The following is a 14,271-nucleotide window of genomic DNA, read 5'->3' as shown; positions in this document are numbered from 1 at the left end:
TTCTCCTGCCGCGCCACCGCGATCTGCTCGCGCAGCTTGGCGTCGGTGATGGCGTCCTGCGCGAGCATGGTGTTGAGCAGCACAGGCTGACCAGGCCGCCGGACATCAGCCCGACGACGAGCAGCACGAACGGCGTGCGCTGGCGCCGCGCGGGCCGCCGCCCCGCCGCCGGGCCGCGCCTGGGCGCGCGCGGGCCTGCCCGCCGCCTCGGGACGCGCGCCGGAACGGGTCCGGGACGCGCAGTGGTACGGGGTCGGTGCGGGGGTCGGTACGGGTGCCCGGACGCGCGTCGGTGCGGGTGCGTGCCTTCGTCTGCTGCGGCTCGGCGGGCTGCGGCTTGGACTGGAGCGGGGCCGGGGACCGGCGCACGCCGGTCCGGGGGACCGTCTTGGCCCCCGTCTTGCCACCCGCCTTGGAACCCACCTTGGACGCTGCGGCGGGCGCCGCACGGCGCGCGGCCGCGACCCGGCCGGTCTCCTGCTCAGTCGTCAACACGGATCCTCTCTGCCGCCCGTAGCCGGGCCGAGGTCGCCCGCGGGTTGCGGGCGACTTCTTCTTCGCTCGGGAGCTCCGCTCCCCTCGTCAGCAGGCGGAACCTGGGCTGGTGAGCCTCCAGGGGGACGGGCAGCCCGGGGGGGCTGGTGTCCCTGGTTCGCGCCGTGAGGGCCTGCTTGGTGAGCCGGTCCTCAAGTGAGTGGTATGAGAGCACGACGACTCGACCACCCAGGGCGAGCGCGTCGAGTGCCGCGGGCAGCGCCGCCTCCAGGGCGGACAGTTCCGCGTTCACCTCGATGCGCAGCGCCTGAAAAGTCCTCTTGGCGGGGTTTCCCCCGGTGCGCCGGGTAGCGGCGGGGATCGCGTCGCGCACGATGTCCGCGAGCCGCTTGGTCGAGGTTATTGCCTCTTTGGCGCGTTCTTTGATGATCAGGCCCGCGACACGCGGAGCGAATCGCTCCTCGCCGTAGACGCGCAGGATGCGGGTCAGCTCGGCGGCAGAGTAGGTGTTGACCACCGTCTCCGCCGTCAGCTCCTGCTCGGTGTCCATGCGCATGTCGAGCGGCGCGTCGTAGGAGTAGGCGAACCCCCGCTCGGCCTCGTCGAGCTGCGGCGAGGACACCCCGAGGTCGAACAGCACCCCGTTGACGACGGGACGCCCGGCCCGCGCGAGCACCTCCCGCAGGTCGCCAGACGAGGCGTGGACCAGCGTGATGCGGTCCGCGTACGGGCTCAGCCTGCGTGTGGAGTGCTCGATCGCGAACGGGTCGCGGTCGATCCCGATCAGGTGAAGCGACGGGTGGGCCGCGAGCAGGGCCGCAGAATGGCCGCCGAGGCCGAGATTGGCGTCGACCACGACGGGATCGGGGCCGGTGAGCGCGGGGCCCAGCAGTTCCAGTACGCGGCCGAGCATCACCGGAACGTGACCACCCGTGCCGACGTCGTCCTGCATCTCCAACCCCCCTTTCGCGTCCTTGCTCGCGGATGACGCGTGTCGATCGATCCGGTTCTTCCTGGGTCCCCACCCGGCGCCGCCCGGCCAGGTCCCCATCCGCACCCTCTTCGTGGACGCCCGTCCACTGACACCGGGGAAGGTGCATCAGTTGACCGGCAGTGGTTGCGGGTGGAGACCTCGCCGAACGACAGCTCCGACGGATCGACCGTGGCTACATCACAAGATCCCTGGCAGCACCTCCTCCGACAGATCGGCGAACGCCTGCTCCTGTTCGCTGAGATAGGTGTCCCAGGCCTGGGAGTCCCAGATCTCCAGCCGGGTGTTGGCTCCGATGACGACGCAGTCACGCTCCAGGCCGGCGTAGTGGCGCAGGCCCTGCGGGATCGTGATGCGTCCTTGTTTGTCCGGCGTCTCGTCGGACGCGCTGGCGAAGAAGACGCGGCTGTAGTCACGCACCGCCTTGGCGGTGACCGGGGCGGTCCGGAGAGCCTCGGTAATGCGCTGGAACTCCTCCACGGGAAAGACGTAGAGGCATCGCTCCTGGCCTTTGGTGATCACAAGACCCTCCGCCAGCTCCTCACGGTACTTAGCCGGCAGGAACAGCCGTCCCTTGTCGTCGAGGCGCGGGTGATGGGTGCCGAGGAACATCGGCGCCACCTCCCGTGCCTAGTGAAGCGCTCAGCGCTGGTGCACCGGGCCCTCCACTGCGCACCACCATACTCCACTTCTCCCCACCGTCAACTGATTCGAACCGTCTTCATCATCGGTTTCCCTTGCGTTACCGCAGGTCAGAGAGGGGGGTCGGAGCGGTGGGGGGTGGGGGCGCGATCAACTCCCACGGGCGTGTCGAGACTTGCGCGAAGCCCGGGAACGCGGGCCAGGGGCGGCTCTGGAGGGGCCCGGGAACGGCCGCGTGGAGGAAAGTGGAGTGGCGAGCGGGCCAGTGTGTCACAGGACGCGGACCCTGGTGGCACCAAAACGGGAACATCGCCCAGGTTCCCTGGAATATCCACAAATGTCGCTCGACAACTCACAGCGTCGTAGGGTCGTACACACAATGGAAAAGGAACGGCATGGCTCCCGCAAAGGCAACGCCGGGACAGCCGTAGCACTTCTCATGGAGGCCTGGTGGCAGTAACCCATGACGTCCCTCCCCAGCTCGACGAGCTGGTCACCGTGGCCCACCGGATCCGCGAGGCGATCGAGTCGGTGATCGAGGGCAAGGGCGACGCCGTCCGGCTCACCCTCACGGTCCTGCTCTCGGAGGGCCACCTGCTCATCGAGGACGTCCCCGGCGTCGGCAAGACCATGCTGGCCAAGGCGCTGGCGCGTTCCATCGACTGCCCCGTACGCCGCGTGCAGTTCACCCCCGACCTGTTGCCCAGTGACATCACCGGGGTGAGCGCCTACAACCAGCAGACCCGGGAGTTCGAGTTCAAGCCGGGCCCGGTCTTCGCCAACATCGTGGTGGGCGACGAGATCAACCGCGCCTCCCCCAAGACGCAGTCGGCGCTCCTCGAATGCATGGAGGAGCACCAGGTGACCGTGGACGGCGTGACGTACCAGCTCGACGCGCCCTTCATGGTGATCGCCACCCAGAACCCGATCGAGATGGAGGGCACCTATCCCCTCCCCGAGGCGCAGCGCGACCGCTTCACCGCCCGGGTCGCCATGGGCTACCCCGAGCCCACGGCCGAGCTGGAGATGCTCGACGTGCACGGCGGCACCTCGCCGCTGGACAAGCTGGAGCCGGTCGCGACCACGTCGGAGGTGCGCTCGCTCATCGAGGCCGTGCGCGGCGTGTACGTCTCCCAGGCGGTCAAGAAGTACGCCATCGACCTGGTCGTCGCCACCCGCCACTCCCCCGACCTGCGGCTGGGGGCCTCGCCCCGGTCCACGCTGCAGCTCGTACGCGCGGCGAGGGCGCACGCCGCGCTGGCCGGCCGCGACTACGTCATCCCCGACGACCTTCAGGACCTCGCGATCCCGGTGCTGGCGCACCGGCTGCTGCCCAGCGTCGAGGCCCAGGGCCAGCGCCGGCTGCCCGAGCAGGTGGTGGCCGACCTGATCAGGCGCGTGCCGGTGCCGGAGACGCGAGGCCGTTGATGGACCGGCGGCGCGCGCACGCCTCCGGGCGGCACCCCGGGCGGCACGGCACGGGCGGCACGTCATGAGGGCCGGGCTGCGGGCGCTGACCAGCAGGGGCCGCTCGTTCCTCGCGTCGGGGATCGCGGCCCTGCTGATGGCGTTCTTCCTCGGCGAGAGCGACCTGTTCAGGATCGGGGTGCTGATCACGGCGCTGCCGCTGCTGGCCGCCATGGTGGTGGCGCGGACCCGCTACCGGCTGAGCTGCGCCCGGCGGCTGGACCCGCCGAGGGCCGAGGTGGGCGGCGAGGCCACGGTGACCCTGCGGCTGGAGAACGTCACCCGGCTGCCCACCGGGCTGCTGCTCATCGAGGACACCGTCCCGTACGCGCTGGGCGTGCGGCCCCGGTTCGTGCTGGACCGGGTGGAGCCGCGCGGCGTACGGGAGATCGACTACCGGGTGCGCTCCGACCTGCGGGGCCGCTACACGATCGGGCCCCTGTCCATCCGGATCGCCGACCCGTTCGGGCTGGTGGAGCTGACCCGCTCGTTCACCATCAGCGACACGCTCGTGGTGACCCCGCACGTGGCGGCGCTGCCGCACGTACGGCTGTCGGGCGAGTGGTCGGGCGGCGGCGAGAGCCGCACGCGGAGCGTGGCGGCGGCCGGCGACGACGACGTGGCGCCGCGCGAGTACCGCCAGGGCGACGACCTGCGCCGGGTGCACTGGCGCTCGACCGCCAGGCGCGGCGAGCTGATGGTGCGGCGGGAGGAGCAGCAGTGGCAGAGCCGCGGCGCGCTCCTGCTCGACACCCGCAGGCACGCCCACCGCGGCGAGGGGCCGCGCTCGTCGTTCGAGGTCGCGGTCTCGGCCGCGGCCTCCATCGGCGTGCACCTCGCCCACGAGGGCCTGGGCCTGCGGCTGGTCACCGACCAGGGGCCCGAGCACCTGACCGACAGCGGGCTCAGCTACTCGCTGCTCGACACCCTCGCCGTGATCAGGCACAGCCCGGCCCGCTCGCTGGAGATGGGCGTCTCGGCGCTGCGCCAGGGCGGCGGCGACGGGCTGATCGTGGCCGTGCTCGGCGCGCTGGAGCCGGAGGAGGCGAGGGAGCTGGCCCGGCTGCGGCACAGCAGCATCACCGGCGTGGCGGTGCTGCTCGACGTCGGCACCTGGGACGGCGGCGCGCCGGGCTCGGCCGACGACCACCAGGCCGTGCAGGCCGTGCTCGCCGGGTACGGCTGGCGCATCGTCAACCTGCCCGCCGGCGCCTCGATCGCGTCGGTGTGGCAGCACGCCGCCAACCGCGGCCGGTACGTGCTCAATCCCGCGGGAGGCCCGGCGTGAGGGGGAGGAAATGAGACTGACCGTCGCCTCGGGGACGGCCACGTTCACCGCGGCCATCCTGCTCTACCCCCTGTTCGAGGGCGGTACGTGGTTCTGGTCGTCGCTCGGCGCGGTGCTGGCCGTGATGGCGGCCGGCCTGGTGAGCAGCCGCCTGTCGCTGCCCGCGTGGGCGGCGCCGGTCCTGGCCCTGGCCGTCACGGGGATCTACCTGACGGTGTCGTTCGCCGCCGAGGAGGCGTGGGGGCTGGTGGTGCCGACGAAGGCGTCGGTGCTGGAGCTCGGCCGGCTGCTCGGGGTCGGCTGGGCCGACATCCAGCGCTTCGCCGCCCCGGTGCCCGACACCGAGGGCATCGTGCTGCTGACCACCGGCGGGGTCGCGCTCATCGCGATCCTCGTGGACCTGTTCGCGGCGCGGCTGCGCCGGGCCGCCCTGGCAGGGCTGCCGCTGCTGGCGCTCGCGACGGTCCCGGCGACGATCCTGCCCGACCCGATCAGCTGGCCGGCGTTCATCATCGCCGCGTTCGGCTTCGTCGGGCTGCTCGTCGCGGACGGGCGGGAGCGGATCGGCCACTGGGGGCGGGCGGTGCTGGTGCGCAGGACCCGCATGGCGGCGACGCCGTCGCAGAAAGCCCCCGGACGGACCGGGGCTCCGGCCCGGCAGACGGAGCGGCAGACGGCGGCGGCCGACACGAGCGGGCTGCGGCTGTCGGGTAAGCGGATCGGGTTCGCCGCGATCGCGCTGGCCGTGCTGGTGCCCGCGCTGCTGCCGGCGATGGAGCCGGTGTCGTTCTTCCAGTTCGGCGTGGGCGGCAGCGGGACGGGCGGGCGCGGCAACTCCATCAGCATCCCCAACCCGATCGCCGGTCTGCGTGGCCAGCTCGAACTGCCCGAGCGGCGCATCGTCCTCACCTACGCCAGCAACGACAACCAGCCTCGCTACCTGCGGATCTACGCGCTCGACACGTTCGACGGCCAGCAGTTCGGCATGACCAAGCCGAAGGGCGCCGTCGCCAACCGCACCGACAACGGCCCGCTGCCCGAGCCGCCGGGACTGACCGGCAGGACCGACGTCACGAACGTGACCACCGACATCGAGATCAGCGACCAGGTCGCGGAGCTGATGTTCCTGCCGCTGCCGTACCCGCCGAGGGAGATCCAGGTGGACGGCGACTGGCGGGCCGACGTGGACACGCTGATGGTCTTCTCCACCCGGGACGAGGCGGCGGGGCTGGGGTACCGGGTGCTGACGTCGGAGCCGGCGCCGACCCGTGAGCTGCTGGAGTCGCTGCCGTTCGACCGGGACGCGGTGGACCCGCGCTTCCTCGCGCTGCCCGAGGACCTGCCGGCCGAGATCCGGGCGCTGCCGCGGCGCATCGTCGGTGAGGTGTCCTCGCCGTACGAGGCGGCGGTGAAGCTGCAGAAGTGGTTCACCGAGGACGGCGGTTTCACCTACAACCTGCGGACGCAGGGGCACAGCACCTCGGCGCTGGCCGACTTCCTGCTGCACAGCCGGACGGGCTACTGCGAGCAGTTCGCCGCGTCGATGGCGGTGCTGGCCCGGCTGATGGGCATCCCGGCGCGGGTGGCGATCGGCTACACCGGCGGGAGCGTCGTCGGGGGCCGGTGGCAGGTGGGGACCAACGACTCCCACTCGTGGCCGGAGCTGTACTTCGAGGGCGTGGGCTGGCTGCCGTTCGAGCCGACGCCCTCGGGCTCGCTGGGGCAGGGCAGCGCGCGGCCGCCGGCGTACTCGGTGCCGGCGCCTGAGTCCACCGGCGACTCCTCGACGCCGACGCCGGGCGCGACGAGCTCGGCGGGCAGCGACGAGATCGCCCCCGGCTCGCAGCAGAACCCGCGCGCGGTGGACCGGGAGAGCCAGCTCCTGGCGGGCGGCGCGCCGGCGCCGGAGGAGTCCTCGCCGGTGATCGGCAAGGTCGCCCTCGGGCTCGCCGGGCTGCTGCTCGTCCTGCTGATCCCCGCCGCCGCGCGGGTGGTCACCAGGCACCGCCGGGTACGGACGCTGGACCGGCAGCCGGCACAACCGTCGGACGGGGTGACGGCCAGGGCCGCCGCCGGGCGCGCCCCCTCGGTCACGGCGGCCTGGGCCGAGCTGGACGACGTCCTGTACGACTACGGCCTGGCCCGCCACGCCAGCGAGACCCCGCGGGCGCTGGCGCGGCGGCTGGTGCAGCAGTACGAGTTCGGCGCGGACGCCGCAGCGGCCCTGTCGGCCATCGCCTCGGCCGTCGAGCGGGTGCTGTTCGCCCGTGACCCGGGCCGCACCGGGCCGCTGCGCAAGGAGCTGCGCACGGTGCGCCAGGCCATCGCGGCCACGGTGTCGCGGCGGCGGCGGATCCGGGCGGTGCTGCTGCCGCCGTCCACGCTGCGGCGGCTGCGCGGCTTCGGCGAGCGGCTGCTGGACGGGTTCGACCTGCTGGAGACCATCAGGCTGCGCCGTACGGCGGAGAAGGGCTCCTGACCGGCCGCGCGGGCGGAACATGACAGAGCGTGCGGCCCCTCCCCGATCGGGGAGGGGCCGCACGCTCTTCTGTCCTACGTCCTCTGGTCCTACATCAGCGTTCGTCGTGCCGGCGGCGCCAGCGCTCCTCCATGCGCTCCATGAAGGTGCCCCGGTTGGTCCGGCGGGCGGGCCTGCCCGGCGCGGCCTGCCCGGGGGCGGCCGGCGGGACGTCGCCGAACCCGTTCATGCGTTTCCAGCTCGACAGGCCCCACAGACACGCGGCGAGCATGACCACGAAACCGCCGACGCCGAGGGGGATCAGAGCATTGCCGCTCACGACGACGCCGACCATCATGACGATGACGCCGAGGGCAAAGCCGATGGTGGCCTTGATGAGGCGACGCTTGTAGTGACGGCGCGGGTCACTGATCCTTACGGTGTTGGCCCACTTCGGGTCCTCGGCGTAGAGGGCCTGCTCGATCTGGTCGAGCAAGCGCTGCTCGTGCTCAGAGAGCGGCACGGCGCCTCCCAAGGACAGCCCCAGGACGGGGAAGACGGCAACGGACGACACGGGGTGTCCGAACCTCGCGGTCGGTTATCCCCAGAATACGAGGCTGTAGACGTAGGCGAAAGCAAACGTCCAACGCAGACCAAACCGGAGGTGACGTCATGGCTCCATTGTGGCCCATCTCGCCCCCCTCTCCCCAAAATTGTGACTCCGGCGCACCACGAAGTAGGGACATCGGCGTCATGTCTCTATTTCATCAAGCTTGCCACGTACGAGCGATGCTGGGACCACCGCATCGGGACCGAATCTTCGAATCGCCTTGTCCATCGCCTGCTCGGCCTCCCGCCACCCGGTCTCCCGCTCGCCGAGGCTGAGCTGCCTGGTGGCCTCCTCCGCCGGGCGCAGGTTCTCCATCCGCACCCCCACGAGCCGCAGCCGCACCAGCTCCAGGCCCGCGGCCTGGTAGAGCTCGCAGGCAGTGGCGTAAATCACCTGGGCCACGTCGGTCGGCTCGCGCAACGTGCGCGAGCGCGTGATCGTCGTGAAATCGGCTCGGCGAAGCTTCACACTTACAGTTCTTCCCACGTGGCCGCCCTTACGCATCCTCGCGGCGACCCGCTCCGACAGCCGCAGCAGCTCACGCCTGATGACGTCGGGGTCGTCGACGTCGGCGGCGAAGGTCTCCTCGTTGCCGATGCTCTTGTCGGGCACGTGCGCGGTCACCGGGCGCTCGTCGCGCCCCCAGGCCAGCGCCGCCAGATGGCCGCCCACCGCCTGCCCCAGCTCGCGCTGGAGCGTGCCGGGCGGCACCCTGGCGAGGTCTCCGACGGTGCGGATGCCGAGGCGGACCAGGGACTGCTCGGTGCGCTCACCGACGCCCCAGAGGGCCGACACGGGCAGCGGGTGGAGGAAGGCCACCACCTCGTCGGCCGGGACCACCAGCAGGCCGTCCGGCTTGCACTGCTTGGAGGCCAGCTTGGCGACGAATTTGCTGGCGGCCACGCCCACCGAGCACGTGATGCCGTAGCGCTCCAGGACCTGCTCCTTGATCATCGCGGCGATGGCGGCGGGCGGGCCGAGCCGCCGCCGGGCGCCGCCGACGTCGAGGAACGCCTCGTCGGAGGCGATCGGCTCGACCAGCGGGGTGATCGCGTGGAAGATCTCCATGACGCCCTTGGAGACCTCGGAGTATTTCCCGTGGCTGGGCGGGATGATCACGGCCTGCGGGCAGAGCCTGCGGGCCCGGCTCATCGGCATCGCGGAGTGCACGCCGTGCGCGCGGGCCTCGTAGGTGGCGCTCAGCACGACGCCGCGCCCGGCGGGCGAGCCCACGATGACCGGGCGGCCGCGCAGCTCGGGGCGTTCGAGCAGCTCGACGCTGGCGAAGAAGGCGTCCATGTCGACGTGGAGGATCGGGCAGCCGCTGTCATCGGCCCCGGTGCGCGGAGCGGGGCCGATGCCGGTGATCTGCTTGCGGGACACGCCGTCGATTCTATCCGAACACGAATTCGATACAGGGGACGCCCCGAGGGGCGTTCAGGCGCGGCGGCCCAGCACGTGCAGCTGGGCCGCGATGTCGCGCAGCACCGGATGCGCGGCGGCGGCCTGCTCCAGCGCCGCCAGCGACTCGGCCGCGCCGGGCTCGCCGTCCACCAGCCGGCTCGGCACCAGGTCGGCGAACACGCGCACGCCGTGGACCGGCCCGGCCGCGAACCCGGCGGCCTCCAGCAGCCCGTTCAGCGCCTCCGCAGTGAAGCGGCGGGGCGTGGGGTCGCGATCGCCCCAGGTGCCCTGCGGGTCGTCGAGCACCGCCCGCGCCTCGTCGAACTGGCCGGCGAGCGCGCGGTGGATCGCCGTGGCGACCGGGTTGGCGGCCAGCACGCTGACCGCGCCGCCCGGGCGCAGCACGCCCGCGACGGCGGCCAGCGCGCTGACGGGGTCCTCGACGTACTCCAGGACGCTGTGGCAGAGCACCAGATCGGCGCTGTCGCGCTGGAGCAGCTCGCCCAGGGCGTCGGCGTCGCCCTGCAGCGAACGCACGCCCACGCCCTTCTCCTTGGCCCGGCGCTCCAGCGCGGCCAGCGAGTCGGGGCTCGGGTCGACGACGGTGACGGAGTGGCCCAGCGCGGCGAGCGGAACGGCGAAGCCGCCGGTGCCCCCGCCCGCGTCGACGATGTCGAGCGCCTCGCGGCCGGTGGCCGCGGCCCGCTCGGCCAGGACCGACCGCAGCGCGTCCCAGACGACGGCGGTGCGCACCGCCGGGGTCCTCGTGACGCTTTCAGCACGCACCGTTGGGCTCGCCTCCCTCTCGCCCCGCGAGCTGCTGCTTCGCGGCGGGCTCCTTCGCGGACGCGCCCCAGCCTACGCCGTGCGGGGCATCGCCCGCTGCCCGGTACGGGGAAGGCGGCGCGAGGAGGGCGGGGACGAGCGGGCAAACGCAGAAGGGGCGCGTCGCGGCTGGTGACGCGCCACTTCTCCGTACGCGATCACGCCGCCCGCGCCCCCACGGCCGAGCGGTCGCTGTGCTTGGAGGCTACCCCGAAACGACCGGTTTCGACGGGTCTCTAAAGGGTGAGGCTTGGCTTGAGTTGCTTGAATCTGGCCAGCAGCCCGTTGACGAACTGAGGGGACTCGTCGGTGGACAGCTCACCCGCCAGGTGCACCCACTCGCTGATCACCACGCCCTCGGGGACGCCGGGCATCCACAGCAGCTCGTAGGTGCCGCCGCGCAGCAGGTTGCGGTCGACCGCGGGCATGCGGTCGAGGGTCCAGCCCTCGGCGTAGGTGGTGATGAGCTCGTCGATGCGCGGGCGGTGCCTGGCCACGCCCTCGACGATGGCCGAGGTGTATTCGTTGACCGGGGGCTCCTGCCGCTCCACGCGCTCGGCGAGGATCTTCAGCGGATCCTCGCCGCGGAGTTCGGACTCGAAGAGAATGTCGAGCGCACGCCTGCGCGCCTTGCCGCGTGCCGACACCTCAGGCCCGGCCGAGGTACTCGCCGGTGCGGGTGTCGACCTTCACCTTCTCGCCCGTCGTGATGAACAGCGGGACCTTGATCTCCGCGCCGGTCTCCAGCTTGGCGGGCTTGGTGCCGCCGGTGGAGCGGTCGCCCTGCAGGCCCGGCTCGGTCTCGGCGATGGTGAGCTCGGCCGCGGCGGGCAGGTCGACGTAGAGGGCGGCGCCCTCGTTGAAGGCGACCGTGGCCGTGGTGTTCTCCAGCATGTAGTTGGCGGCGGTGCCGACCGTGGCGGCGGACACGTTGACCATGTCGTAGGTCTCGGTGTCCATGAAGACGAAGTCGTCGCCGTCGCGGTAGGAGTACTGCATCTCGCGCTTGTCGACGTTGGCCACGTCGACCTTCACGCCGGCGTTGAAGGTCTTGTCGACGACCTTGCCGGAGAGGACGTTCTTCAGCTTGGTGCGCACGAACGCGCCGCCCTTGCCCGGCTTGACGTGCTGGAACTCGACAACGCTCCAGAGCTCACCGCCCTCGAGCTTCAGCACGATGCCGTTCTTGAGGTCGTTGGTCGTCGCCACTCGTTCTTCTCCCGCGTGCGGCCGCTCTAAAGGACGAGCAGCTCCTTGGTCGTCTTGGTGAAAAGCTCCGGCCCGCCCGCACGGGTCACGAGGGTGTCCTCGATCCGGACGCCGCCTCGGCCGGGGAGGTAGACCCCGGGCTCGACGGTGATCGGAACTCGATCCTCTAGTCTACCGGTACGCGAGGGGCCCAGGAACGGCTCCTCGTGGATCTCCAGGCCGACGCCGTGCCCGAGGCCGTGCCTGAAGTGCTCGCCGTGGCCCGCCTCCGCCACGATCGAGCGGGCCGCGCGGTCCACGTCACCGGCCGCCGCGCCGGGCGCGAGCGCGTGCCGGCCCGCACGCTGGGCTTCGGCCACCAGGTCGTAGAGCTCGCGCTGCCAGCCGGCGGGCGGCCCGAGGCTGACCGTACGGGTCATGTCGGCGTGATAGCCCTGGTAGCGGGCGCCGAAGTCCATCGTCACCAGGTCGCCGGCGCGCAGCTCCCTGCCGGTGGGGGCGTGGTGCGGGATCGCGCCGTTCTCGCCCGCGGCCACGATCGAGTCGAACGCGGGCTTGTCGGCGCCCAGCTCGATCATGCGGTTCTCCAGCAGCCGGGCGAGCTCGCGCTCGGTCATGCCGGGGACGATGCGGGCCGAGACGTCGGCGAACGCCTGGTCGGTGATCGCGCAGGCGGTGCGCAGCAGCTCCAGCTCGGCGTCGTCCTTGACCGCGCGCAGCTCCTCCACCACCGGGCCGAGCGGCACCAGCCCCTCGCCCAGGCGGCGGTAGGTGGCCACGGTCATGCTCGCCGCCTCGATGCCCGCGCCCGGCTCGGCCAGCCTGGCCGCCACGTCGGACGCCTCGACGACCGGGACGCCGAGGGTGCGGGCCTTGCCGATGTAACGGTTGTCGGTGGCGAGCAGCGCCGAGCCGTCGGCCCGGACCAGGACGGCCGCGTTCGAGCTGGCCAGGCCCGTCAGATAGCGGACGTTGACCGCGGAGGTGACGAGGAGCGCCGGCACCTCGCGGGCGGGGAGCAGCGCGGCGAGCCGCGCCAGGCGCGCCGCGTGGTCGAAGGTCATCCCGCCAATCTACGGCCGCTCCCCGGCCCTCGCGGCGCGCGACGGGTCAGCGGCCCGGTACGGCCCATTCGCGGATGAACTCGGCGAGCGGGCCGGTCGGCTCCATGTCGCCCTTCTGCTGGGCGCGCTCCAGGTCGCGGTAGACGTCGGCGACCTGCTTGAGTGCGGCCTCGCGGTGGCCGGCGGCGTACTTGCCCGCCGCCTTGCGCAGCTTGTCCTGGGCCTTGGAGGCGACGCGCGGGTTGATGCCGTTGGTGCCGACCTGGTGCGTCACGGCCTGGTCGAACGCGCTCAGCCACCGGTCGAAGCCGCCGGGCGGCTCCTGGCCGGGGCGGAGGGTGCCGCGGACGGGGGGCGTCTCGCGCAGCGCGCTGGGCAGCTCGCTGTCCGGCCCGAAGGTGATCACGTTGCCCGGCGACGGCTGGGCCGGCGGGCTGGAGGGCTCGCCGGTGGGCCAGTCGGACGTCGTGGTGGGTGTCTGTCCCGGCACGACGTCCGTGGTGGGCGCGTCGCTGGGGGTGGCCACCGCGACCGGGTCGCGGCCCTCGGGCTCGTCGCCGCCCGCGTTCGCCCAGAGGACCATGCCGACGGTCACCGCGACGATGGCGGCCACGGCCGCGCCGAGCTGGACGACGAGCCTGCGCCCGCCGCGCGCCGGCTGCCGCGGGCCCTCCATCGCGAGGTCGCCGGCCTGGTAGACGGCGGTGTCCCCGGCGCGGGCCGCCGGTGCGGCGCCGGGAACGTCGCCGCGCAGCATGGCGCCGGTCACGGGCATGCCGGCGGGGGCCGCCGGGGCGTCGGGGTTGGCGCGGGGGTGGGCGATGGTCACCAGCGCGCGGCGGATGGTCTCGCCGCCGGCCGGACGGCGCGCGGGATCCTCCGCGATCATGGCCAGCACCAGGCGGTCCAGCTCGGCGGGCACCCCGGCCCTGAACGCACTGGGCGGCACCGGCCCCGCGCCGGAGACGCCCGTAGCGGAGACGCCCGTGGCGGCGGCGCCCGTGGCGGCGGCGCCCGTAGCGGAGACGCCCGTAGCGGCGGCGCCCGTAGCGGGGGCGCCCGTAGCGGGGGCGTCCGTGGCGGGGGCGCCCTCCGTCCCGGGCGGCACCCGCCCCCCGCCGGCCCCGCGCCCGGCGGCGGCGTCCTCCGTGCCGGCGGCCTCGAAGGGGTGGCGTCCGGACAGCAGCTCGTAGCAGACGCAGCCGAGGGCGTACACGTCGCCGGCGGGTCGCGCCTCGTCCCCCGCGGCCCGCTCGGGGGCCAGGTAGCGGGGGTCGCCGCCGGGCGTGGCCGCGCCGCCGAGCCCGAACCCGACGACCTTGAGCACGCCGCTGCCGGCCCGCCGGAAGCTGTCGGGGTCGATCTCCCCGTGCACCACCCCGGCGCGGTGCGCGGCGTCCAGCCCGGCGGCCGCCTGCGCCACCAGGTCGCACGTCTCCACCACGCCGAGGGTGCCGCCCGCGGCCTCCCGCTCCTCGCCGAGGCTCATCCCCGTGAGGTGCTCCATCACCAGGAACGGCGCCCCGTCGTGCTCGCCGACGTCCAGGACCATGGCCACGTTCGGATGGATGACCTTGGCCACGGCCTGGGCGTGCTGCCTGAGCATCTCCGGGGTTCCCGCGCCCCGCAGCAGCTTCACGGCCACGACCCAGTCGGCGCGGGTGTCGTACCCGCGCCACACCTCGCCCACCGGTCCGGCGCCGATGCGCTCCTCAAGCCGGTACCGGTCGGCTATCAACGCCGGCGTCGTCGCGTCGGACATATCTCCGCCAAACACTCGAAAATCATGATTTCCGACCCACCATAGGCCCCCACGGC

Annotated in this window: 13 protein-coding genes; 3 read left to right on the top strand and 10 right to left on the bottom strand. The window is 72.8% G+C overall.

What is annotated here, in order from left to right; all coding sequences use genetic code 11:
• Positions 1-105: 105 nt before the first annotated feature.
• From AC27IY_RS26020 to mraZ, 3 genes are all read right to left on the bottom strand, one after another.
• Positions 106-492 carry a hypothetical protein gene (locus AC27IY_RS26020; protein WP_487179423.1) on the bottom strand — a complete coding sequence of 129 codons (387 nt, stop codon included), beginning with the start codon at positions 490-492 and terminating at the stop codon, positions 106-108.
• Positions 482-1,447 carry a 16S rRNA (cytosine(1402)-N(4))-methyltransferase RsmH gene (rsmH, locus tag AC27IY_RS26015; protein ID WP_423452741.1) on the bottom strand — a complete coding sequence of 322 codons (966 nt, stop codon included), beginning with the start codon at positions 1,445-1,447 and terminating at the stop codon, positions 482-484. Before rsmH ends, AC27IY_RS26020 begins: the two co-directional genes overlap by 11 nt.
• A 219-nt stretch (positions 1,448-1,666) precedes the next feature.
• Complete coding sequence (gene mraZ, locus AC27IY_RS26010) at positions 1,667-2,098, bottom strand: division/cell wall cluster transcriptional repressor MraZ (protein ID WP_344214855.1); 432 nt, start codon at positions 2,096-2,098, stop codon at positions 1,667-1,669.
• A 480-nt stretch (positions 2,099-2,578) separates the two neighbouring features.
• Here mraZ and AC27IY_RS26005 point away from each other — a divergent pair, with 480 nt between their 5' ends.
• From AC27IY_RS26005 to AC27IY_RS25995, 3 genes are all read left to right on the top strand, one after another.
• A complete protein-coding gene (locus AC27IY_RS26005; protein WP_344214853.1) occupies positions 2,579-3,556 on the top strand; it encodes an AAA family ATPase in 978 nt (325 codons plus the stop codon).
• Between the two features lie 64 nt (positions 3,557-3,620).
• Positions 3,621-4,883 (top strand): DUF58 domain-containing protein, encoded by a 1,263-nt coding sequence (locus AC27IY_RS26000; protein WP_344214851.1) that lies wholly within the window; start codon positions 3,621-3,623, stop codon positions 4,881-4,883.
• Between the two features lie 10 nt (positions 4,884-4,893).
• The gene (locus AC27IY_RS25995; RefSeq protein WP_487179422.1) at positions 4,894-7,362 is read left to right on the top strand and encodes a transglutaminase TgpA family protein; all 2,469 of its coding nucleotides are present in this window, start codon (positions 4,894-4,896) and stop codon (positions 7,360-7,362) included.
• Between the two features lie 94 nt (positions 7,363-7,456).
• Here AC27IY_RS25995 and AC27IY_RS25990 read toward each other — a convergent pair whose 3' ends face one another.
• The 7 genes from AC27IY_RS25990 to AC27IY_RS25960 all read right to left on the bottom strand — a co-directional run bounded on the left by AC27IY_RS25990 (position 7,457) and on the right by AC27IY_RS25960 (position 14,215).
• Positions 7,457-7,864 carry a DUF3040 domain-containing protein gene (locus AC27IY_RS25990; protein WP_487179421.1) on the bottom strand — a complete coding sequence of 136 codons (408 nt, stop codon included), beginning with the start codon at positions 7,862-7,864 and terminating at the stop codon, positions 7,457-7,459.
• 228 nt (positions 7,865-8,092) lie between these two features.
• Complete coding sequence (gene dinB / locus AC27IY_RS25985) at positions 8,093-9,334, bottom strand: DNA polymerase IV (RefSeq protein ID WP_487179420.1); 1,242 nt, start codon at positions 9,332-9,334, stop codon at positions 8,093-8,095.
• Positions 9,335-9,388: 54 nt separating this feature from the next.
• Positions 9,389-10,141 (bottom strand): methyltransferase domain-containing protein, encoded by a 753-nt coding sequence (locus AC27IY_RS25980; protein WP_423472358.1) that lies wholly within the window; start codon positions 10,139-10,141, stop codon positions 9,389-9,391.
• Positions 10,142-10,416: 275 nt separating this feature from the next.
• Positions 10,417-10,827: a transcription antitermination factor NusB gene (gene nusB / locus AC27IY_RS25975; protein ID WP_364445505.1), complete on the bottom strand. Its 411-nt coding sequence runs from the start codon at positions 10,825-10,827 to the stop codon at positions 10,417-10,419.
• Between the two features lies 1 nt (position 10,828).
• Positions 10,829-11,389, bottom strand: coding sequence for an elongation factor P (gene efp, locus AC27IY_RS25970; RefSeq protein WP_344214840.1), 561 nt, complete (start codon positions 11,387-11,389; stop codon positions 10,829-10,831).
• Between the two features lie 26 nt (positions 11,390-11,415).
• Entirely contained in the window at positions 11,416-12,453 is a 1,038-nt protein-coding gene (locus tag AC27IY_RS25965; protein WP_487179419.1) for a M24 family metallopeptidase, read from the bottom strand.
• Between the two features lie 46 nt (positions 12,454-12,499).
• Complete coding sequence (locus AC27IY_RS25960; protein WP_487179418.1) at positions 12,500-14,215, bottom strand: serine/threonine-protein kinase; 1,716 nt, start codon at positions 14,213-14,215, stop codon at positions 12,500-12,502.
• Positions 14,216-14,271 lie beyond the last annotated feature (56 nt).

Source organism: Nonomuraea sp. B208, assembly GCF_057536035.1.
This window is presented reverse-complemented; position numbering and strand designations above follow the sequence as displayed.